Origin of the sequence: Mesomycoplasma lagogenitalium (assembly GCF_029854295.1) — a bacterium.
In the GTDB taxonomy this organism is placed as follows: domain Bacteria; phylum Bacillota_I; class Bacilli_A; order Mycoplasmatales; family Metamycoplasmataceae; genus Mesomycoplasma_A; species Mesomycoplasma_A lagogenitalium.
Genome location: NZ_CP122979.1, coordinates 431214 through 455622, shown reverse-complemented (window position 1 = coordinate 455622; position 24409 = coordinate 431214). Strand labels below are relative to the sequence as shown.

The window sequence follows — 24409 nt, the reverse complement described above, 5'->3', positions numbered from 1 at the left end:
ATTTAATTTTCATATTTTAATTTATTTTATAGTTCATTATTGATATCTTTTTTCTTCCAATCAAACAATGTTTTGATCGTTTTCTAGTAATTTAAATGCTTCATCTTTTTCTATTCTTTTTACTTCAAATTGATCTTTTGATTTTGATTTAGGTATTAAAAATAATTGCATTATCGGATCTCCGAAATCAACAGCAGGAACAATTAAATCTGCTTTAAATACAGAAGAATCAGTTTCCAATAGAAAAATCTTATCATTTTCCATTTTTAGAGCAAAAACCGATTGTTGATTTTGTCGTTCGATAAATCAATTGGTTGAAGTAAAGTAAATTAATACATTATAATCATCTCAAAAGTTAGATTTTAATTTAGCTATTTTATTTAATTCATCAATTCAAAAATTGCTTGATTTTTTAAATTGATTCATTTTTTCTTTAAAAGTATTTTCATTTTTTACTAAATAAAAACAATAACGACCATTTTTTCAACATTCACTTTTTTCTATAAAGTCATTTTCTTTTGTGTTTTCTTTTAAATAAATAGCTGAATTTTCCTCGTTTTGCTTTTTCTTTAATTCTTGTTGAAATTTTTCAAAAGCTATTCGATTTTCTTTTACCATTTTTTCTTTTTCTGATATTTGTGGTTCATCTGATTGAATTTGCTGAATTTGGTAATTGCAAGAAGTTAAAAAGGCTATTAAAGAAACGGGCATAATTAAAAAGATTTTTTTAAATTTATTTTTCATATCTTTTTTCTTTCAATCAAACAATGTTTTGATCGTTTTCTAGTAATTTAAATGCTTCATCTTTTTCTATTCTTTTTACTTCAAATTGATCTTTTGATTTTGATTTAGGTATTAAAAATAATTGCATCATTGGATCTCCTAAATAAACATCAGGAGCAATTAAATCTGCTTTAAATACAGAAGAATCGGTTTCCAATAGAAAAATCTTATCATCATTTTCCATTTTTAAAGCAAAAACTGATTGTTGATTTTGTCGTTCGATAAATCAATTAGTTAAACTAAAATAAATTAATACATTATAATCATCTCAAAAGTTAGATTTTAATTTAGCTATTTTATTTAATTCATCAATTCAAAAATTGCTTGATTTTTTAAATTGATTCATTTTTTCTTTAAAAGTATTTTCATTTTTTACTAAATAAAAACAACTGCTTTGTTTATTTCAACATTTACTTTTTTCTATAAAGTCATTTTCTTTTGTGTTTTCTTTTAAATAAATAGCTGAATTTTCCTCGTTTTGCTTTTTCTTTAATTCTTGTTGAAATTTTTTAAAAGCTATTCGATTTTCTTTTACCATTTTTTCTTCTTCTGATATTTGTGGTTCATCTGATTGAATTTGCTGAATTTGGTAATTGCAAGAAGTTAAAAAGGCTATTAAAGAAACGGGCATAATTAAAAAGTTTTTTTTAAATTTATTTTTCATATCTTTTTTCTTCCAATCAAACAATGTTTTGATCGTTTTCTAGTAATTTAAATGCTTCATCTTTTTCTATTTTTTTTACTTCAAATTGATCTTTTGATTTTGATTTAGGTATTAAAAATAATTGCATTATCGGATCTCCGAAATAAACATCAGGAATTTTTAAATCTGCTTCAAATACAGAAGAATCAGTTTCCAATAGAAAAATCTTATCATTTTCTATTTTTAGAGCAAAAACCGATTGTTGATTTTGTCATTCGATAAATAAATTGGTTGAAGTAAAGTAAATTAATACATTATAATCATCTCAAAAGTTAGATTTTAATTTAGCTATTTTATTTAATTCATCAATTCAAAAATTGCTTGATTTTTTAAATTGATTCATTTTTTCTTTAAAAGTATTTTCATTTTTTACTAAATAAAAACAATAACGACCATTTTTTCAACATTCACTTTTTTCTATAAAGTCATTTTCTTTTGTGTTTTCTTTTAAATAAATAGCTGAATTTTCCTCGTTTTGCTTTTTCTTTAATTCTTGTTGAAATTTTTCAAAAGCTATTCGATTTTCTTCTGCCATTTTTTCTTCTTCAGATATTTGTGGTTCATCTGATTGAATTTGCTGAATTTGGTAATTGCAAGAAGTTAAAAAGGCTATTAAAGAAACGGGCATAATTAAAAAGATTTTTTTAAATTTATTTTTCATAGTCATTATTCCACCAAATAGCTAAAAGAAAGAATATCATTTACTGATTGATTAAATAAAATATTTTGATATTTAACAACTTTAATTCTATAAATGCCACTTTTTTCAACTTTTTCATTAATTAAATCAACATTAGAATTGTATGAAAAGGTTTTTGAAACAACTTCTCATTTATTATTATTTTTATATTCTAAAATTAAATCGTAATCAGTAAAAAATTTATTTTTTTGTAATTCTAATATTTTGTTAAAAGTAAGTTTCTGTCCATCTAAATGATTGTCTTTTCAGTTTGTTTTTTCTAAAATTTTATCTTTCATTCACCAAAGTAATCAATTAGCTCAAGAAGGAATTACCTCTGGTTCTTTCAATAATCCAGCATTAAAAGTTCAAGATGCTGCCGCTTTTATATTTTGATCTTTTAGTAAATATAATTCATCGGTTTGAAACACAGTTTGATTACTTATGTTTTTATCTATTTCTATTGTTTTAGTGTTGCTAGATGCTAATAACATTTTTTCAAAATCAACCATTCCAGTACCGACTTTATTATGTAAACCATTTCTATTTAAATTATTATCTTTATATTGACTACTTAAGTAGGAAGAAACGGCTAAAATAGATTTTATAGCAGTTAATCTATCTCGATCATTATTAATATGTTCTTTTTCTTTTAATAAAAGCGATATTATGCCTGTTACAAGCGGGGCAGAATAACTTGTTCCATTTTGAAAACCATTTTCTGTTTTATAATATTCTCCAGGTGCTACAACAAGCGGTTTTGGCAATTCGTTATATTTTTGGAACTTTTGTCAATTTGAAAAATCAGATATTAAATAATCTTTTTTTAAATTTGTTGAACCTACTACAATTGAATTGAAGCTGATTTTATCACCATTTATTCATTCATTTTTTTCAGCAGGTTTATTTTGTCCATTACCTGCTGAAAAAACATTAATAACACCATATTTTCTTGACAAATAATCTAAAAATAAAACATTATCATTATAATCGTCATAATCTCCTTTAGGTCCGTAACTATGATTTATTATTCTAACGCCATTATCAATAACCATTCATTCTAGCTTTTTAATTCATTCATTACTATTTAAATGTCCAGTAAAATAAATTTCAGCATTTTTATCAACACCAGAAATTCCGCCTATTATTTTAGTAACATTGGTTCCGTGAGAATTTTTCATATATGTTTCATTGTTGTAAATATTTATTCAATTTTTTTTAAAAAAGTTAGAAGTATTAATATTTTTATTTGCTCATTCCATTATTCCTATTTTTCCTTCTCTTCCATTTAAATTAATGTCTTTTTTATTTACATAATTATAAACATTTACTATTTTAAAATGCTCTTTATAAATATCTTTTTGACTTCAATCAATTTTTTCTTCTTCTTTATATTTATTATGGTTATAACTACTATAAAGATCGTTACCAGGTGGCAAAGTTATTGGAACTTCTTCGATTGGGATCATTCTATTTGGTTGATTTTTTGGAAAATTATTTTCATATACTTTTACTTTCCCCACAAAATCAAACATATTTAATTTTGCTAAATTATCAGCTTTTCTATCCCAGTCTTTAAATGTTAGTCAAATAACCGGTGATAATCTGCTATAGTCTATTTCAGTTACATCATATAAATTACCTTTTAAATAATTAGCAAACTCTTGATTTAAAAATTTAAAAAATTTTACATCTTCTTCAATTGTTTTAAAATTATAAATTTGATATTTTAAATGAATTTCCATTTTATATTGAATTTTATCAGTAACATTAGTTTGTGTTTGATTATTAGAAGCAAAACTAATGTTACTAAAAATTGGAATTATTGGTAATAAACTACTTGTTAGAAAAATTTTCTTTTTTATTTTTTTCATAGTATCTCCACTTATATTTAATTTTATATTTAAAAATAATAATTTTATTTTTTAGCTCATTTTAAATAAGTGCACTAGTTGATGAATTATTTGCAGAAGAGCTTGATTTTTTAATAAATGTATCTAATTCATTAAAGTTTCATAAACCATTAGTATCTTTAGTTAATAATTCAACTAACGGCATTGCTTGTTCAACTTCATCACCTGATTGATATCAAAATCCAGATAGTGTTTCATATACCTCTTGGTAAAAATATCCTTCAATTAATGCCTTTTCAATTGAAAATAATAATCTTGAAATTCTCAATTTATAAATTTTAAATGAAGCTTCTTCCAATTGGTTTTTAAAATCATATGTTTCGTATTTTTTAGGCTGTTCACCAAATGTTGTTTTGCTTGCTAGAGTATAAAAGTTTTTGATTATTCTTTGTTTTAGTGAAAGTAATTTTTCCTGAATTTCTCTATCTTTTTCAGAAAGTGTGAATGTACGAATAAGTGGCGGTTTTAAATTGGAAATATAAAAACTATCTTTAGAAGTATTTACTCGAACTCCTACTTCATTAGTTTTAGTATTAGACACATCATCAACTTTAGAATATGAATAATAACTAGCTGGGAAAATAACTTCTAAATTAGCAATTTGTTTTTTATCTTGATAATTATTTTGATCAGTTTTAACTGGACTTACATATGGTTTTAAAATAATAAATGGTTTAAAGGATCTTGCTTGAGTTCTTATTTGTTCTAAAAGTGCATTTAAAGTATCAATATCATATAAAGAATTTAATAAAAATTCATAACCAACCGCTATTTCTTTTGTAGCTATATCTACATTAGGATTATCTACAAGTTCATTAACTCATTTAAGTGCATCTTTTTTAATTTTATCTGCCCGTTTTTTTAATTCAGGAAGTAAATTATTATCAAGCACATTTTCTAATTGGGCGAAATTTTTATTGGCATTTTCTATCGCTGTTACAACTTTTTCTTTATCAGTTTTTTTGCTTATTTGTTCGCTAACTAATAATAATTTTGCTTTAAATGCACTAATTTGTTGTTCATTTGGATTGCTATTATCACTTTTGATTTTATTGAGAATTTGTTGATATTCTTCAACTGATTTATTTTCTAGTAATTCTTTAGAGATTTTTACTTGTTCACTTTCACTTAAAATTGAAAGATAAATATTTAATTTATTTTTTATATTAAATAATTCTTTTTGATCTAAAAGTGCTTTTTCTTGATCATCAACAGCTTTAGCTCCCGACATTTCTCTAGCGAAATAAAGTAGGTCATAGTAAGTTGTCATTTCTTCTAGTTTTACTAAATAAGTTTTCTTTCTAGATTCATTACTAAAGGTATTAATAAGATTTTTGATTTCTTCTTTTTTATTATTAAATGAATTTGCATCAGCACTATTAACATCAGCTTTTAAATCATTTTCAAATTGAGCAATTTCATTTTGAGATTTTAGTGCTTCTAATTTAACAAATCATTTTTCTTGATAATTAGAATGTAAAAATTCTTTTAAATTATTTTTTAGATCATTTTTGATTTTACTTAATGCTTCTTGAACTTTTAAACCAAAATCTTTAACTTCTTGTCATTTATTAGAAATTTTTAACTGCAACAATTGACCTTTTAATTCATCTTTTGTAAATTGATCATTAAAAGTAGATTCAATTAATTTTACTTTCTCATCATATAATGCTTCATTTTCTTTATTTTCTTTTTCTTTATCAGTTTCTCCCGGAGTTTTTGTACCATTTAATTCATCTGGTTTATTTGTATCAGTTTTTGCAACCGTATTACCACAGGATGATACTATTAAAGGTAAAGCAAAACTAGTAGATAAAATTATAGGAAGAATAACTTTTTTCTTTTTCATATTATCAATTTCCTTTCATTCATTTTTTTACTTCCTCATTAGTTCCCAAAACAAAATGATCATCGTTAATTTTTACTCATTCTGGTTGATTATTTTCAGAATATTTGTGCATATTAATATTATAAACATAACCTATTAAACTGCCTTTTTTACTTTTAATAGAAGGTACAGCTCCTAATAAACTTCTTGTATAAGGATGTAAACTATTTTTCATAATTTCTTCAGTTTTTCCAACTTCTAAAATTCTTCCTTTATTCATAACTGCAATTCGATCAGAAATATATTCAACCATTCTTAAATCATGTGCAATAAATAAAATTGTTAAATTATATTTTTCTTTTAAATCATTAAAAATGTTAACAACTTGAGCTTGAATGGAAACGTCAAGCGCTGAAATAGGTTCATCCGCCACTAGAAGCTGAGGTCTTAAAACAACAGCACGAGATATTCCGATTCTTTGTTGCTGTCCTCCGGAAAATTCTAGTGGATAACGACTTAAAACTGTTTCATCTAATCCTACCGATTTTAAAATTTCTCTAACTAATAATTTTCGACAATCTTTTTCACTTAATTTATTTTCTATTAGTCTTTGTTCTTTTTCTTTTTCTAACATTAAAACAAGTTCATTTAAATTATTTTCTTGAAGTTTTTCTAATAAATTTTCATACAGCGCATTAAAAGCGACATTTTCGTTAGTGAAAATTTTTTCATCCAATTCTTTTTCATATTGTCCAAAAAAACTGGCATTTTTTTCAAGATCTTGTTTTAAAACATCGTATAAATTATTTTTTACAACTTGATCAAAATTCAATAAATAAATTTCTTTAGAATTTTTAGTATTCATCAATCCTTCAGAAACGATTTTTTCAACATTTGCATGAGGATTTAATGAATTGGCAGGATCTTGAAAAATCATTTGTACTTTATTTACTAAAAAATTTTCAATTTCTTTATACTCTTTTAACTTATTTCCCATTTTTAGGCCACGAGATAATTTTTTTGGAAGAGTTTTATCTAGTAATTTAATTTCCCCAAAACTATAAGGTACTAACCCCACTAAAGTTTTACCAATAGTGCTTTTTCCAGAACCCGATTCACCTACTAGTCCTAGAACTTCTCCTTTATAAATATTTAAATTTATATCAGATACTGCTCTAAATTTTTTAAATCCCGAACCATATGAAATGTCAACATTTTTCATTTGTACCAAAATTTCTTCATTGTTTTTTGGTCTTAACATCTCAGATGTACCTTTTAAATCTCTTCTAGTTATAACTTTTGTTCGAAAAGGAAATTTCTTTACAACATATTGAAATTCATCATATTGATAACTATCTTGACTATTAACATCATTATCAAAATTTAAATTTTCATTTTCACAATTTTGAGAAAAATTATCTTGATGTTTATTTTTCATTATTATCTAAATATTCCTTTCATAATTTTTCTATAACTTTTGGCGGATTATATTCAGGTGCTTGTTCATCTAATAATGCCGATTTAACACGATGAGTTTCTGAAATATAATAAAAATCAGGTTCAATTTCAAAATCTCTTCCAAGTGCATAGTCATTTCTAACTGCAAAAGCATCACCTTTAATATCATTTAAATTTGATGGTACACTTCCGCGAATTGTTAATAATCTTGAACCATAATTTAAATCAGGCATACTAGAAATTAAACCTCAAGTATAAGGGTGCTGAGGATAATTTAAAATTTCTTGGGCTGTTCCCTCTTCAATTATTTGACCTGCATACATAATGGAAATATAATCTGCAATAGAAGCAACTACTCCTAAATCGTGAGTAATAAACACTATTGATAATTTTAATTTATTTTGCAAGTTTTTAATAACATCTAATACAAGTGCTTGCACAGTTGGATCTAAAGCTGTTGTCGGTTCGTCCATAACTAATATTTTTGGTTTTAAAGCAACAATAGCAGCTATAACAACCCTTTGAATCATTCCTCCCGACATTTCGTGAGGATATAATTTCATAACTGCTTCTGGATCGTTAATTTTTGTTAATTTTAAAAAGGAAACTGCTCTTAAATATGCTTCTTTTCGATTTTTAACGACTTTATTAATAAGCATTCCTTCCATAATTTGTTTTCCAACTTTCATTGTCGGATTTAATGTAGACATTGGATTTTGAAATACAGCCGAAACAACTCTTCCTCTGTATTTAGATTTTTCTCAATCTCTTAAAGAAAATTTTTCAACATTATTATTATAAAGTTTAATTTCACCGCTATCGATAACTGCATTATCTCCTGTTAGCCCATAAAATAAAGAAGTTATAACTGATTTACCAGAACCCGATTCACCGATAATAGCATGAACTTTTCCTTCATATATTTTTAAAGATGTTCCTCTTAAAACCTTATTTTTTTGTCCCGGAACTGCTGGATTAGTAAATGATAAATGAATATCATCAATTTGAGCAACAATTTTTAATTTGCTTCCATCGCTAAAAGTTTGATATTGAACATTTTCCTCGAATTTTTGCCAATCAAATAATGACTTATTTTTTTTATTTTTTAATAGCAAGTGATTTTTTTTATGAACTTTACAATTTTTTTTCCATCTTTTATATCTTGAACGGATGATTTTTACATCTTGTCTTGGTTTACTAAATTGTTTTATCATATTTTCCTATCTTTGTCTTCTTAATGCATCTTGTACACTAGAACCAATTAATTGAACACTTGCTGTTATTAAAATTAAAAATGATGAAGGTACAAATACATATCTTAAATATGTAGGGAAGATTTTTTGCCCTTCAGAAATTAAATTACCTAATGTTGGAACATCTTCAATTGCTAATCCAATAAATGATAATGATGTTTCTGATAAAACGACACCAGGAATTGTAAATACCAATTGGGTAATTAAAATGGGTAAAATTACAGGAATGTAATTTTTTAAGATTTTATATGTTGGAGTTCCTAAAACTTTCGATGCAGAAACTCATTCAAAGTTTTTCGCTCTTTTTACTTGAGCACGAATTTGATTAGCCATTCCAATTCAGGAAGTTAGCGATAAAGCTAGGGCAATTACTCAAAATGTTGGGCTAACAATAATAGTAATTAAAATCAAAATAATAATTGTTGGTACAACTGAAAGAATTTTTATTAAAAATGTCATTACTTTGTCAAATTTATTAAATTGACCCATCATAATTCCGATTGTTAGTCCGATAATAACTTCAATAAATGTTACGACAAAAGCCAATGATAAAGAATATCTTAATCCATGTCATAATCTCGCTCAATAATCTCTACCTAAATCATCAGTTCCTAAAATATGATAAACATTATTAGAATCAGTTTGATTAAAAATTAATGAACGATTATCCGAATCGGTTGTATTAGGGTTTTGAGTAAAAAATGGAATAAAAAGTGCTAGGATAAAAATAGTTAAAATTATTACAAATCCTAAAACTCCTCAAAAATTATTTGAATAACGATAAACAAATTCTTTAAACTGTTTTTGTTGCGGTTTCATTTGTGAATCGGTGTGATAATCAAATGTTTTGCCAACTATTTTTCACGCTTGATATTGAAAGGGTTGCAAAATAGGATTTGGAGCCATTCATGCTGTTTGACGATCGATTTGATCTTCTAAAAGTAAATTTTCTTCTTTTTTATCTTTTTTTCTTGAACGTTTAGCCATTAATCTATGCCCCCTTTCTTCTTATTCTTGGATCAATTATTTCATATAAAATATCTCTAGCTGCATATGAAACAATTGTTAATAAAGAAAAGATTATTATTAAAAATAAAATTACATTATAATCTTTTGTTTGAATTGCTTGTAATAGTGTTGCTCCCGATCCTGGTATAAAAAATATTTGTTCTATAAAAATACTTCCTATAAATGAACCAAAAACAACTGCTGGGAAAAATGTTGCTATTGGAAATAGCGATGGTTTAAGTGCATGTTTTCACACAAAAACACTTTTTTTCAATCCTTTTAAGTATGCAAATTTTGCATGAACAGAATTTAATTCACGATTTAATTCTGTTCTAATATATTTAATATAAACGATTATGCTTCCTAATGAAAGTGCTAATCCAGGTAATATATAAGTCAATAAATCTCCGCTATTAAAAATATAAGGTAAGTTGATTAATCTTCCTAGAAAAACTAAAATTAAAGCAAAGACAATTGAAGGAATTGATGAAAATATCGAAACTAAAACGGTTGAAACATTATCAACAACTCCATTAGGATTTTTTCCTACTCATATTCCTAAAGGAATTCCAATTCCCACTGTTAAACAAATGGAAAAAATTCCTACTAAAAATGATTTATAAAATCTAATTCAGATAAATGAATTAATTTCTTGTCCTGGAAATAGTGAAAGTGATATTCCAAAATTTCCTTGAAATATACCAGCTAAATAATTTAAATACCTTTGAAATAATGGAAGATCAAGCCCATATTTACTTTCAACAGCTTTTCTAGCCGCTTCATCTAAGCCTGCTGTTAAAGTATTAGAACCCGGAACTGCATTGATTAAAAAGAATGTAATTGTGATAACAATTAGTCCTATAATGAAAAATTCAACAATTATTTTAAACAATCTTCACAAAGTTTTTATAAATGGCGAATCAAAACTTAATAATTTTTCTTTAAAAGATAAATCAGTCGTTCTTTTATTAGAAAATGAAACTAAATTATCATCATAATAATGTTTTTTTGTTAAATTTGATTTAATTAATTGCATTTTTATTTAACCTTTCTTGGCAATCCAGCTTTAGGTGGATTTGTCACATCATATGCATATTGAAGCGCAAATCTATATAAGCCATCAACACCACCAACTCTTGAAATTTCTCAGTTTGTATCTACTTCCATTAATGGAACAACAATTGCTGAATCTCTAATTACTTTTTCTAATTGACCAATTAAAACCATTACTATTTCTTCGTTTCATCCTAGTTTTGATTCACTAGATGAAAAGTTAGCTGAGAAAAAGGAGTTGATTCTATCTGTGTAATTAGTTAATGATTCATCTTTTTTTACTAATGCTAATTCAATGAATTTTTCTCATAAATTAATATTAGTTCTTTTTTCTGGTTTAACTAAATCTTCAAAATTTAAACGATTAGCTGTATCTCTTGTTAAATCAGCAATTTCTTTTACTGAATAATTATTAGTTACATAATTTATATAAGCTTTTTTAATTCTTCCTAATTTAATATTGCTATTATTAGTTACTAAATATTCAATTATTAACCGAATAAATGATGAATTATATATTTTAGCATTTTTAGTAACTAATTTATTAGTTAAATCATTTAATATTAAAGTAATGAAATTTCCTAAATCATAACTTGATTGACTTTTAATAATTTCATCATATTTAGCTTTTCATTCACTATTTTCATTAATTGCATTTTCAATTTCTTTTATATATTCACTTAATACTTGTGTTTCTGTAACTGGTTTATTATCTAATAAAGTTTTTTCTAAAACTAACGAAGCTACATAATCACCATATGTATATGAACCAACGGGATTATCTTTAAATCCAATTGTTTTTCTTGTTAAACTATCAATTTCATCTCTTTTGAAAAAGACAGCAACATTATCATGAGCACTTGCTCCTCCAAGTTTATCGTAATTTTGATAAATAATGTCATATTTACCTTCTTCAATAAAACTTGCATAAGTATTTTCTGGTAAAGATTTTGTTTCTAAAATAACAAATCCATCAAACGCTTTATCTAATGCTTCTTTTAAAAATGTTCCCGCTTTTTTATGTTCATCTGTAGAATTATTTAAAAATTTTAAAGTAACATTTTGTAAATCAGGATATTTAGCTTTAAATCTTTCAATGTAAAATTTAGCTGTTTCTACATCATATGATAAATCTCTTCTTGAAGTTTTTTCAAATGTAAATGCTTTAGAAGTATGTTGTAAAAAGTCATAGTTTTGTAAAACAAATTCTTTATTATTTTTCGCTTTTGTTTTCATACTTTCAAAATAAAGTTCTAAATTAGTTCCATCAGAAGTTTTATATTGACCATATGATGTTCATGTTGTTACAGGAAAGGAAAAATCTCATCCAACAAATTTTAAAACATCTGAACGATTAACTGCATAGTAAATAGCATTTCTTAAATCCTGATCTTGTAAATAACTTGAGCCATTTGTTTCAAAATCTAAATTAAAACCAAAAGCTAATGTTCCATATCCTTGATTTTTATTTAAATAATCACGATAACTAGGATCTGCTCAATAGCTATTTAATTTATTTGCAGGGATATATGTTTGAGAAATATATCCATCTTCAAAAAATGTAGCATTGGTGTTTTTATCACTTGAGAAAAAGATTTTAATTTTATTCGATATGGTATTTACAGCATCAAAATAATCGTGTTCTTTATGTAAAATAATTTGCCCTTGCGGTCCTAAAACTAATTCTTCAGGATTAATTTTAAATGGTCCACCTGTTAAAAAATTAGATGCAGAAGTTCCAAAATTATCAAATCCTCCCGCTTCTGTTTCGATATATTTACGATTTACTGGATATAAACTAGTAAGTACATGAGAAACTAAATAAGAAATTCCTGGAGTTTTATTTTTATCAAAAATTAGTGTAAATGAATTTTCGGAATTAGCTAAAGTATTATAAGCGGTAACAATTTTTTTCTTACCATCTACTTCTTTTACTTCATATTTTTGATAAGGATTTTTAAAAGCATTGGGTACTAATTTAATAACCTTACCTTTATCTTCCTCTTTTTCTTTAATTGTAAAGTTTTGTACTTCTGTTGCATCAATTTTAAAATTAACATTTTCTTTTCAATTTAAATTATCATTAATTAATTTATTAGAATAATCTAAAAATAATTGTCCTGTAAAAAAACCAAAATTTAATGCCGCATTTTTAATTTCATTAACTTCTTCAATATCAATTGGTTTGTTATTTGCATCAAAAGTTTGTGATTGTCATACCTTTTCACTTGGATCTTGAATATAATCATTTTTTTCATCATTTAAAATGTATTTTCTTCGTCCTCAAGGATTAACATAGTTTTTATTAAATTTAGCCGAATAGGCTTTTTGTGCATCAACAAATCTTTCAGCTGATTCAATTCCTCATTTTTTAATTTCATCTAATTTTTGCGAACCGTTATTTAAATCTAAAATATATTCTAAATAATCTCTTAAATCTTGAGCGCTCATAAAATCTTTATTACTTCATTGATTTAATTGCGCATTTACAAATCCAGTAACTGCACTGTAATTATTTTGATTTTTAGGGTTTCTAAAAGCAAACATTGTTGTCGATTCATTTCCTTCTCCGATAGTTGGACTTGCTAGTCCACCTGTTAAATTAAATGCATCAAAATCATAAAACGAACTACTTGTCATTCCATATCCATCTTCTTTAGCTAATTCGCCTTCAAATGTTCTAAAAAAGTCGCTAAATGCACTGGATTCTACACCGTTTTCATCTTTAGGAATTTGCGATTCCATTAAAGAAAATTTTATTGATTTTTTACCTAATAGTGATTTTAAACTACTACTTGGTCCGTTTTTTATATATGGATCAACTAATGAAGGTAAAATTTTATCCATTGATTTATATTTAACATAATTTAAATTATTAATTGGATCAGTTGCTAAACCAAAATCATAATCTACTTTTGCCTTTGAATCAACAGCAGTACAAGAAGCGAATGTAAAAATAGATAAAGGAACTATTCCTAAACCTGTAAATAAAATAACTTTTTTATTTCTTTTTTTCATTTATTCTCCTATCCTGTAATGTTAAATTGATAATCAATTTTTAACACTGCTTTTTCCTCGATTTTATCTTCTTTTTTAAATTCTGTTTTTTCTAAAGTTATTGGAGCTTGTAAATCGGTTTTTCCATTTTCTGAAATAAATTTTAAATCCCCCATTGACATATTTTTAACAAAATTATCATTTTCATCAACAAATTCTACTAAATAATTATGTTTTGGTTTTAGTAAAGCATCACGATATTTAGCCATAATTTCATAATCTGACACTCATGATGAATAACCAAAATCAGCAAGAGTTACTTTTGAATTTGGATCTCCCAATTTTGAAAGATAAAATAGATTATTTGTTCCTTGACTATTAATTTTTAGATATTTAACTTCATTTGTATTTAAATCAGTAAATTTAATCTTTTTAATTTTAGCAAGTTCTTCTGTTTTCATAAATCCATAAAATGCAACAGCATCTTTTTCTTTATTTCTAAATATTCCTGAAATATCACGCGAACCCACACCGAAGGTTTTTAGTTGAGAAACGAAAAACGCTTTAGCTCTTGTATTGATTTTTTTGCCATCTAAATCGGTCAATCTAATTGAATCATCTTTATAGTCATTTCCATCTTTATCATATAATTCCATACCAATAATTTCTTTTTGTGAAATATCTTTAAAATATCCATTATTTTTAGTCATAAAACGACCGAAATAACTTGATTGCAATCTAAAATTACGAGTATTAGCTATTTTTTTATTGTAAAATGCTCCATAAACTTCTTTTCTTATTTTAGAAACTTCATCATTTCTCTTTTTAATTGCTTCATTATATAAATCAAATGCTGTTTTTTCAAGTTCTAGATATTTGGCTTTTTCTATTGGATCATTAGTTTCTCTACCTTTTTTAAGCATACTTTGATGATAGTCTTTTGCTTCTTTAATATTATTATCATGTTCTTTATAAGTATTTCATGATTTTCTTAAAAATTCATCTGTTTTGGAAGCTTTTATTGCTAAATCAATAGATTGAGAAACGGCATTAATATCATTTTTTCTACTATTTCAAATTTCTAATTTAGTTGCATCGACTATATAATCCAGTCCTGAATTAGCTTCTGATAAATTACTAATAAATTCGGGTAAATTTCCAAAAGGTTTTGTATTAGGAACATATGTTGTAATTACATAGTCTCTTGTTAATGTTTCTGCAAAATTAAAAATATAATCAGTAAATTTATCTGCCAATTGCGATTCAACTCTAGTACTATTGTAATTAATAATATCACTTGATGGTCTTCCATCTGAGAAGAATGGCATTACAAAATTTTCAAAAAGTGGTTCAAATATTTTTCCCTGATCTTTTATTACAACTAAATTACCGATACTTCTCATTAAATCTTGACCACCAACATACTCTTTAAATTCATCAGTATAATTTTCTTTTCCCACAATTGATGTTAAATAATTTACTAAAACATTATTTTGTAATTGTTCAACATCAAATTTAGCAGTTTTTTGATCTTCTGGCAAGGCATTAACATCGTAAACTAAAGAATTTTTAAAAATATCAGAGTGAATGTCAATTCCGTATTGTTGAGAAAAAATGGCTTGGTTTTTAACTAAATCTTTTAATGGATTAAAGTTTTTAACAGCTATAAAATAATCTGATTTAACAAATCTTGCCATAATTTCATTAGCAATTTCTTGATCTCCGCTATTTACTAAATTTTTAATAGCTTGAGTTTCAAAATGTGAATCTAAAACAGAATTTTTAAATTTTTCAAAGTTAAATTTCGATTTTACATAGTTAATATCCCAATCAAAAGATGCATATTGATTTCCATTAGCATCGGATATAACTTTTGTTCTTGTTGCTTTAGAATAATCAACAGAACCAAATTCATATAATTTTGAAAGATTATCAAATGTTAGCCCATTTAAATTATCTGCAAATGATTTATAAAGGGAATTATCATTAAATTTATCATCAAGATTATAACCAATTTTAGAAACATTAAACACATATCTTTGTTTATTAGTGGTATATGTAGCATTTTGCCCAGTTAAAAAATTGGTATTTCCGTCACTTGCTAATAACCTTATGTGAAGGTATAAATCATTAGGTTTAATAACTTGATTTTGCTCATTATAAATAACAAAATTAGCTCTTTTTGCAGGTAAATTATTTCCATATGTTAAAGAAGGAACATTAGCAGCGGATATTCCTAATCCTTCAAATAAAAATGTTAAATTAGGATTGATTTGCAGATCTCCAGGATTTCCAAAACCAAGTTGATTACCTACTGATTTAATTTGTGAATTAATAGAATCATTTATTGCATAACCGGCATTTAATAAATAAGCTTCTTTCTTTTTAGGGAAAAAGTAACTTTCAGCAATATTAAGAGTTTGGCCATTTAAATTAACAAATTCTAAAGTTGTTCCGTTATTTGCAACTTCTATAAATCCACTATATCTGTTATTTTGATATTCTAAAACTTGATTAAATCAAGCGTTTCACATTGTTGCCAATTGAACTGCTAAATTGTTAGATGAAATAGCAGTAAATTCATTAGATGTACGATAAACTGTATTGCCACTATTTCAAATTAAATTTAATTGAGGATAATGTTCAAAAACTTTTGATCTATTTAATAAATTATTAGCAAGTCCTTGTTTAACATTATCAAATGCTGAAAATGGTATTTTAAAGTAGGTAGATGGTTCTCCTCCCATAAAAGTTTCTCTATTATTTCATCCACTTTGTCCAAAAGTTAAATCACTTAGTGAAGAAATTGCGTTTGAAATAGTTTCAATTTTTTTATCTTTATATTTTGCTAAATCTTCATCTAATAATTGTTGATTTTCATTACTATATAATGGGACATTGACAATAGGAGAATTGTCTTTATTGAAAAAATTATTTTTAACTACTTTATTTTTATCTACAACAACATTTGGTTGCTGGTTTTCGGAATTACTTTCTTCTTTAGTTCCGTATTCTAAGAAATTAATTTTTGATAAAGTATTATTAGTGTTTCATTCGGCTTTATCATTAAATTTATTTCCCTTACCATCTTCTAAAAATTCAAGAATTTTTTTAAGATCACTATTTTCTAGTTGATAAATTACACTTTCACTACCATCAGCATTTTTAACTGTCTTTTTGACAAATAATTTATTAGGACCAAAAATTTGTGGATTTAATGTTCCTGAATTTTCGTCAAGTGAATTTGCAATAAATAAATCTCCTAAATTTACATTTCTTAATTGAGCAGCCTCTTTTAAGCCGTCAAAAGTTTGTAAAAATCTTCTCCTTTTATTAGCTAAAGTTGTATGTAAAATATTACCTTTTCTATCTAATGAACCTCAAATATCTTCTTCACTTTCAATAACAGTTTGTCCATCTTTTGTAATGAATTTAAATCTTATGAATTTTCCATCAGGAGTTGGAATTCCATTAACAGATACTCTTTCAAAATCTAAATTGGTACGAGCTAATAAATAATTTCTAACAGCATTTTCAGCATAAAATGAATTTTCAGCAATTCCTGCACGAACATTCATTCCTCCAATTACAACCCCTTGATCACCAGTATTTCAAGCATTAGCTTGATCTAATGTTAAATGGTGTCCATATTCATGGGCTGCAACATATCTTAAAAAGTCGGTTGAAATTCCTTCGAAATTATCAATTGTAGCAGCCAATAATAAAGGAAGTCCAATTCTATCATCTTCACTAAATCCACGATATTGACCATCCACTAATTCATATTCATAATATCCTTTATCGTTAATTTTTTTCTCTAAATGCGGACCTTGCTGAACTTTTAATAAGTGCGGGAATTTTTTAACTACTTTTTCAATTAGACCATTATAAACTTCATATAAAACTTGATAGGATCTAGTTGCTAATCCTTCTAATTTATTACCATTTTCATCTTTTAAATTAGGATTTTCCTGACTGAAATTCAATGTTACTGGAGTAATTGCTCCGTTATATCCAAGCGCTTCTTTTAATTCAAAAAATTGATCATTTTGCTCGCTAGTCATTGATTTTGAATCAAATGAAAATTCTTTAACAGTTTTATTATCTTGTGATTGCGATTCTAATACTAGTTTTAAAATACCATCAACTACATCAATTGATTTAACTGAATATTCTTTTAATTTATCTTTTTCAGTTTGTGATAATTGATCATATGATTTAAAGACATTAAGATTTTCCAATGCTGCTGATTTAGATTTGAAAAATCTTTTTTCTTTTTCATTTTCATAATAGAACAATTTTTTATTTTCATAAAATTTAACCCCATAAAAATCTAAAAAGTGAACCATTTTAGCATTTAAATCAGTTTTTAAAATTGAATAAGTTAAATTTCAATTTTCTGTCGCATCAGCTTCGTTCATTTTAAAAGAAACTTCATAAGTTTTATTATTTACTACTGGTTTATCTTTATCTTCATCTAAAAGTAAAGTCAATGTCAGTGCTGGAGCACTACCTGCAGAACTGGAAACATTAGTAATTGTACCTTTTTTAAATTCAGAAAACGGATATAATTTTTTATCAACTTTATATTTTTCAAGTATTTCATTATATAATTTTTCATCAGCATTTTCAGGAAGTAATAATGTACCCTTACCGTTTTCTTTTTCAGTTTTATTAACTCACATTAAATATTTTTTATTAATTAGTGATTGAGGATTAATTAATTCTAAAAATGAATTGTTGGTTTCATTGTAATGATTTTTTATAACCGAAGAAACAGGAAGATCTTTTAAAAATTGATCTAACACTTCCTTGCTTTGCAGATCAGAAAATGCTTTTGTTGCTAATGAATCAACGGCATTTCCTTCTCCTCCTAATTGTGAATAAATAGGAAGTGATCCAAAAAATGCATCTGGAAAGAATTTTATTTCGCTAACTTCTTTATGTTCGGTAGAATGTGAACCTAATGTTATGGAATTACCATTTTGCTCAACACCAGGAACTAATCTAAAAGTATCAAGAGTTAATAAATCCGGCCCTCATGAAACATTATCAAAAAACCATTTAGTAAATTCGACAAATTCTTTCGGTTTAACTGCTAGAACATATTCGTTGTAAAAGTTAAATGAACCATATTTTACTTCTAAATAAAAACTTTCTTGATATTTTTCATAGTATTTAGCAAAAAAATCATCAAAATTATATTTTGTTTTTTCATCATCTAAAAATCAAAACTCACTTCCTTGTTCATTAATTTTAGCAACCGCTTTTTCCTTTAATGGATCAACAATAGAAATAATTGGTTGTAACTTCCCGTTTTCATCTCTTATTTTAGAAAAATCATTTGATTTAGCTTCGTTTGATAATCCCGATAATTTACCGTGAACTGCATCGGAATTATTTGCGTATAAAAACATCGAACCAATAGCAGCACCAGAACCAACGACAATTATTCCTGCTGAAATTAATAATTTAGCTGTAAGACTTAATTTCTTTTTTACCATAGTTACCTTTCTTATTTTTTATAATATTTTTAAAATAAAAAATCTTTTATTAAACTTAGATTTTTACCTAATTTTAATAAAAGATTTTTTATGTTTCTAATATTATTTTAAATTAAATTTATCATTAAATTTAAAGACTAGGCAAAAAACAAAATACATCATTTTTAATAATGGTATTAAAAATGTTTCTATTGATTCAAATCATTCTAGAAAATGTATTTTGCATTTTTTTCCTTTCTTTTTATAAATTTAATACATCTATTTTACCATAATTTTCCTTAATTTAATTTTTTTAAACAAAAATAGGGTAAAAAATATTTTTTAATTAAATTTTAAAAACAAAATATTAAATTACTATATTTGAATTATTGATTTTATTTAAAATTTAATATTTAAATTGTATCATATTTTTTATATTAATCTAAAAAAATATTTTTAAATTTTAAAATTAAAAGTTTTTTCTATTAACTACAAAAAATTTAACTATAAATTTTAAAAAAGAAACTAAAATTATTTTATGAAAAAAGAATATACAATAGATGAATTAAAAGTCATTTTTAAAAAAGTTTTTGAAATCAAATCCAGAAAGGAAGAGGAAGAAAAACTTTCCTGCGGTTTTAAAAAATCATTTTATCATTTTAAAAGTTATAATCAGAAAACAAAAATTATTAATTACATCGCAAGTGAAAGCGATGATCCTAATAATGAAAATGTATTTTTTTATAATATGGAAATTTCGATCGATGATCTTTTAAAAATGGAAAATGAATAAAAAAAAATGGTGGAGATGCCGGGAGTTGAACCCGGGTCCACACATAAACTCATTTAGCATTTTACAGTTTATTTAATTTTAAATTAGTAAATATAAATATAAAATTAACAAAATTTTTTCTATTTACCTAACAAAATTTCTTTAGATATAAGTTAGATCAATCTAAAATAGCCTTATAACAACAAAAATATTAACTAAGACGATTAATATTCTCGACTAGCTTCATATTAAGCGAATGCTAGATTTGCTGAGTTTGAATTAGCTAACATATTAAATGTTGCTAATTCTTTTTTATTTGATTTTCCGTTTAAAGAAAGCCTAGTAATAATTATGGTCTATCACACCACTGAGCTCTAAAATCATTTATATATGTCGAATCCCTTACACCCCCGCTTAATATTTATATTTTACCAAATTTTATTTATATTTTAAAAAAGTATGGTGGTATAATAAAAACGAATGTAAATTATAAAGTAAAAACTCTGAAATAGTTTTATAAAATGAGTTAAAAAAAGTGCGAAAGGTAAAACTATGTCATTTTCCAAGCAAAAAGAAATAAAAGAATATATAAAAGCTAAAAAAACTTTAAAGCCCAGAGAAATTGAAAGAAAGTTTGATTTAACAAAAAGTACTACTAGAAGATATTTGGTAAAACTGGAAGATGAAGGTTTTATTAAAAGACCTTTTGGTGAAGTTGTTTTAAATCAAAAAGGAAACTACATTGATAAATTAGCAGTTGAAGAAGTTAAAGTAAATGTCGAAGTTAAAAAAGAAATTGCAAAAACTGCATCAGTTTTTGCAAAAGATTATATAAACGTTTATGTTGATGGTGGTTCAAGTTGCTTTTACTTATTAGAATATTTGGATTTATCAACTAATGTTTATACAAATTCCATTTATAATGCAATGCATGCTATTGATTTAGGTTTTCAAAATGTTAATATAATTGGTGGAAAAATTAAAATCAAAAGTTTATCAACTCTTAATACTGATTTAAGATCATTGGAAAATTTAAAATTTCAAATTGCATTTTTAGGTGTAAACGGAATAGATGAAGACGGTAATTTAACAACAACTCAAGTTGAACAAGGTTCGATGAAAAATTATATTGCTCAACATTCAGATTTAGTTGTAGTTTTAGCAACCAAAGAGAAATTTGGTTATGGAACATTTTATAATTTTACTCCTAAAAATAAAACAGTTTTAGTTGTAACAGATTATGAGAAAAAGAAAGAGTTTGAGCAACTAAATTTAATAAGAATCAAGATGAAAGAGGAACAAAATGGAAGAAATTAATAAATTAAAAAAATTACAAGCTAGTTTACAAGTGTTTTATCAAAAAATTAACAATATTCATTGAAATATTAAAGGACTAGAATTTTTTGAAATTCACGAAATAACTGATAAATTAAAAGATGATGTTTTAAATTTTGTTGATGAAGTAGCTGAAAAAATAGTTATGAAAGATGAACTAGCAATCGGTTCTTATTCTGAAATATTAAAATATTCGTTTTTAAAAGAAATGGAATCGAAATACTTTGATTATAAAATTGCTATTTTTTCGATAGTTGAAGATTTAAATCAATTATTAACATTTGTTGAAGATGAAAATTGAAGTGCAAGAGTACAACCGATTTTAGATGAATTGTTGACATCTTTTGATAAGTGAAAATGACAATTTTCAGCACTTGCTAAGTAAATAATAATAAAATTATATATTTTTCTTTTAAAAAAGTTTTTTTATTGTAAAATATTAATACTTTATTAATTATTTATCAATTAAATAAAATAAATTTAAATAAAATTATTAAATAGGAGGGAAATATGGCTATAGTACCAAAGAGAAAAACTTCTAAACAACGTAAACGCAAAAGAAGAACTCACGATGCATTACCAGTACAAAATTTAGTAAAATGTTCAAATTGTTCTAACGGAATTCAACAACATAGAGTATGTAAATTCTGTGGTTTCTATAAAGGACAAAAAGTTCAAGGGTTTACAGCATTAAACGATTAAAATAATTTTAGTTAAAGTAAAATTCGATTAATAAATCGCTAAAAAACGGTTTTTAGTGATTTTTTTATGACTTTTACTTAAAAAGTTTTATAATTATATTGCTAGGAATATTGTTAAATGGGGTATGATACATTATTTCTAGCAAAAACACAATATATTTGAAATCGTTGTTATTATAGTCGTTCTATTATGTAAAATTTATGCTTATTTTAAAAAATTATTAGTTTTATATATTTAAAAAACTCTCTTTTGTTCGTGTGGTTACTAGTTATTTTTCATTTAAACACACTTTGTGATAGAAAAATCTTTAATATAGTTTGTAATAAAATTTAATATCTAAAATTATAAAGATTCATATCCTCCTTTCTGATAAAATCAACTTTTAGGAGACTTTTATTATTTTGTGTATTAAATAATAAAAATACACAATAAAATTGCGCAATTATATCCACTGCATTAATAATTAATGTAGTGGTTTTTTATTAAATAAAAATTATTGACTTAAATAAGTTATTTTATTACTTTTATTAAAATAAATAATATAATTTAAATAGTATGTATGAAAATAAAAAAAACATTTTAAATTTTTGTAATGAAACCCATTACAAATTTCGATTTTTAAAAGAATTTAAGGAAATTTTAAATTTAGCACAAAAAGAATTTAATATTAAAAAAAATATTAGTGTTGATTTATTGTTAACAGATAATGAAAATATTAAACAAATATCAAATACATACAGAAATAAAAATAAACCTACTGACATTTTATCATTCCCAACTGATTGAAATCAATTAAATTTTTTGGATATTTTACCAATAGGAGAAATTATTATTTCGTATGAAAAAGTCAAAGAGCAAGCAAAAGAATATGGACATTCTATAAAAAGGGAATATTGTTATTTATTTGCTCACGGTATTGCTCATTTATTTGGTTTTGATCACTTAACAAAAGAAGAAGAAGATAAAATGAATTATTATGTAGATAATATAATGAAAAAAATGGAGATTAATAGATAATGCACAAAAAATTACAAGAACTTTTAAAAAATTCTTATTCACCATATTCAAAATTCCCTGTAGCAGCTATTGTTGTAGATAAAAATGGCAAAGAATGAAAGGGAGTGAATGTAGAAAACGCAGCTTATCCTTCGGGTTTATGTGCGGAAAGAAGTGCTCTTTTTGGAGCGATTTCTCATGGATTTAAACCAATGGAAATAGTAGAAATTCATATAATTTCTAAAAAAGAAGAGTATATTTCTCCTTGTGCCGGATGTAGACAAGTTATGACAGAATTTATGCCTGAAGATGCTAAAGTTATTCAATATAAATATAATAGTGGTGAATATAGAACTAATACAATTTCACAAATGGTGCCATTTCCTATAAAAATGGTGGATATTAAATAATGAAAGTTTGCTTTGTTTCGATTATAGGAAGACCAAATGTTGGTAAATCTTCACTTTTAAATGAAATTTTAAACTATAATTTATCAATTGTAACAGACACACCTCAAACTACAAGAGATCAAATTAATGGCATTTATAATGAAGATAATTATCAAATTGTTTTCATTGATACTCCAGGAATTCACAAAAGCAAGCAAAAGCTTGGCGAGTTTTTAAATCATAACTCATATGAATCTCTTAAAAATGCGGACTTAATTTTATTTTTACAACCGGCTAATGAAAAAATTGCTAAAGGCGATTTAATGATTATCGATAAAATTAAATCATTTAAAAATAAAATTGCCATTATTACTAAAGTGGATTTAGAACCTAATATGGAAAAATTAACTGAAAAATCACAAGAATTAAAAAAACTGGGATTTGATTTAATTCTAGGAACATCTACTTCTAATAAACTAAGAAATACTGTTGATGAATTGATAGATGAAATTAAAAAATATACATACGAATCAGAACCTTTTTACTTAACAGATGATATAACTGATAAAAGTATGCGGTTTTTAGCTAAAGAAATTATAAGAAAAAATGCTATTAATTTATTAAAAGACGAATTGCCACACAATATTGCTGTTATGATTGATGATTTTATCGAATATGAAAATCATATGGAAATATCTTGTACAATTTATGTTTCAAAAGATTCGCAAAAGGGAATTTTAATAGGAAAAAATGGAACAATGATTAAAAAAATTGGAATGAATTCTCGAAAAGAACTTGAGCAAGCATTTTATAGTAAAATAATTTTAAACACTCATATTAAAGTAAGTAAAAATTGAAATAATGACGAAAAACAAATAAAAAAAATGGGGTATTAAAATTAAAAAAAGTATTAAGCATCTTTATTTTAAGGATGTTTTTTTTATTATTTAAAATCATAAATCTTTAGGAAAAATCGCATGTTTTTCCTAAATTTTTCCATTTTTTGACAAAAATAGCAAAAATATTACTACAGTTACTGAAAAAGAAGCATTAAAAG

At 25.0% G+C, this 24409-nt stretch carries 18 protein-coding genes and 1 other RNA gene; 7 read left to right on the top strand and 12 right to left on the bottom strand.

Going from position 1 to position 24409, the window contains the following annotated elements; genetic code table 4:
- Window positions 1–36 precede the first annotated feature (36 nt).
- The 11 genes from QEG99_RS01940 to QEG99_RS01890 all read right to left on the bottom strand — a co-directional run bounded on the left by QEG99_RS01940 (window position 37) and on the right by QEG99_RS01890 (window position 19179).
- The gene (locus QEG99_RS01940) at window positions 37–744 is read right to left on the bottom strand and encodes a hypothetical protein (RefSeq protein ID WP_280102328.1); all 708 of its coding nucleotides are present in this window, start codon (window positions 742–744) and stop codon (window positions 37–39) included.
- Window positions 734–1447, bottom strand: coding sequence for a hypothetical protein (locus QEG99_RS01935; RefSeq protein WP_280102327.1), 714 nt, complete (start codon window positions 1445–1447; stop codon window positions 734–736). The genes QEG99_RS01940 and QEG99_RS01935 overlap by 11 nt, the downstream gene beginning before the upstream one ends.
- Window positions 1437–2147 carry a hypothetical protein gene (locus QEG99_RS01930; RefSeq protein ID WP_280102326.1) on the bottom strand — a complete coding sequence of 237 codons (711 nt, stop codon included), beginning with the start codon at window positions 2145–2147 and terminating at the stop codon, window positions 1437–1439. Before QEG99_RS01930 ends, QEG99_RS01935 begins: the two co-directional genes overlap by 11 nt.
- Window positions 2148–2152: 5 nt before the next feature.
- On the bottom strand, window positions 2153–4039 hold the full coding sequence (locus QEG99_RS01925; protein WP_280102325.1) for a S8 family serine peptidase: 1887 nt from the start codon (window positions 4037–4039) through the stop codon (window positions 2153–2155).
- Window positions 4040–4100: 61 nt separating this feature from the next.
- Window positions 4101–5927, bottom strand: a complete 1827-nt coding sequence (locus QEG99_RS01920; protein WP_280102324.1) for a hypothetical protein — start codon at window positions 5925–5927, stop codon at window positions 4101–4103.
- 1 nt (window position 5928) lies between these two features.
- On the bottom strand, window positions 5929–7344 hold the full coding sequence (locus QEG99_RS01915; protein WP_280102323.1) for an ABC transporter ATP-binding protein: 1416 nt from the start codon (window positions 7342–7344) through the stop codon (window positions 5929–5931).
- The gene (locus QEG99_RS01910) at window positions 7334–8578 is read right to left on the bottom strand and encodes an ABC transporter ATP-binding protein (RefSeq protein WP_280102322.1); all 1245 of its coding nucleotides are present in this window, start codon (window positions 8576–8578) and stop codon (window positions 7334–7336) included. The genes QEG99_RS01915 and QEG99_RS01910 overlap by 11 nt, the downstream gene beginning before the upstream one ends.
- 6 nt (window positions 8579–8584) lie before the next feature.
- Window positions 8585–9523 carry an ABC transporter permease gene (locus QEG99_RS01905; protein ID WP_280102359.1) on the bottom strand — a complete coding sequence of 313 codons (939 nt, stop codon included), beginning with the start codon at window positions 9521–9523 and terminating at the stop codon, window positions 8585–8587.
- An 85-nt stretch (window positions 9524–9608) separates the two neighbouring features.
- Window positions 9609–10661, bottom strand: a complete 1053-nt coding sequence (locus tag QEG99_RS01900; RefSeq protein WP_280102321.1) for an ABC transporter permease — start codon at window positions 10659–10661, stop codon at window positions 9609–9611.
- Between the two features lie 2 nt (window positions 10662–10663).
- Window positions 10664–13696: a periplasmic substrate-binding domain-containing protein gene (locus QEG99_RS01895; protein WP_280102320.1), complete on the bottom strand. Its 3033-nt coding sequence runs from the start codon at window positions 13694–13696 to the stop codon at window positions 10664–10666.
- A gap of 8 nt (window positions 13697–13704) precedes the next feature.
- The gene (locus tag QEG99_RS01890) at window positions 13705–19179 is read right to left on the bottom strand and encodes a PDxFFG protein (protein ID WP_280102319.1); all 5475 of its coding nucleotides are present in this window, start codon (window positions 19177–19179) and stop codon (window positions 13705–13707) included.
- Between the two features lie 517 nt (window positions 19180–19696).
- Here QEG99_RS01890 and QEG99_RS01885 point away from each other — a divergent pair.
- A complete protein-coding gene (locus QEG99_RS01885) occupies window positions 19697–19951 on the top strand; it encodes a hypothetical protein (RefSeq protein WP_280102318.1) in 255 nt (84 codons plus the stop codon).
- Between the two features lie 7 nt (window positions 19952–19958).
- On the opposite strand, the gene ssrA is transcribed toward QEG99_RS01885, so the two are convergent.
- Window positions 19959–20342: a transfer-messenger RNA gene (ssrA, locus tag QEG99_RS01880) on the bottom strand.
- 140 nt (window positions 20343–20482) lie between these two features.
- Between ssrA and QEG99_RS01875 the strand changes: the two genes are divergently transcribed.
- From QEG99_RS01875 to era, 6 genes are all read left to right on the top strand, one after another.
- Window positions 20483–21247: a DeoR/GlpR family DNA-binding transcription regulator gene (locus tag QEG99_RS01875; RefSeq protein ID WP_280102317.1), complete on the top strand. Its 765-nt coding sequence runs from the start codon at window positions 20483–20485 to the stop codon at window positions 21245–21247.
- Window positions 21234–21650, top strand: coding sequence for a Dps family protein (locus QEG99_RS01870; protein ID WP_280102316.1), 417 nt, complete (start codon window positions 21234–21236; stop codon window positions 21648–21650). The genes QEG99_RS01875 and QEG99_RS01870 overlap by 14 nt, the downstream gene beginning before the upstream one ends.
- 125 nt (window positions 21651–21775) lie before the next feature.
- Window positions 21776–21967, top strand: coding sequence for a 50S ribosomal protein L32 (gene rpmF / locus QEG99_RS01865; RefSeq protein ID WP_280102315.1), 192 nt, complete (start codon window positions 21776–21778; stop codon window positions 21965–21967).
- 555 nt (window positions 21968–22522) lie between these two features.
- The gene (ybeY, locus tag QEG99_RS01860; RefSeq protein WP_280102314.1) at window positions 22523–22984 is read left to right on the top strand and encodes an rRNA maturation RNase YbeY; all 462 of its coding nucleotides are present in this window, start codon (window positions 22523–22525) and stop codon (window positions 22982–22984) included.
- Window positions 22984–23373, top strand: coding sequence for a cytidine deaminase (gene cdd, locus QEG99_RS01855; RefSeq protein WP_318034616.1), 390 nt, complete (start codon window positions 22984–22986; stop codon window positions 23371–23373). The genes ybeY and cdd overlap by 1 nt, the downstream gene beginning before the upstream one ends.
- Window positions 23373–24248 carry a GTPase Era gene (gene era, locus QEG99_RS01850; RefSeq protein ID WP_280102313.1) on the top strand — a complete coding sequence of 292 codons (876 nt, stop codon included), beginning with the start codon at window positions 23373–23375 and terminating at the stop codon, window positions 24246–24248. Before cdd ends, era begins: the two co-directional genes overlap by 1 nt.
- Window positions 24249–24409: the final 161 nt, after the last annotated feature.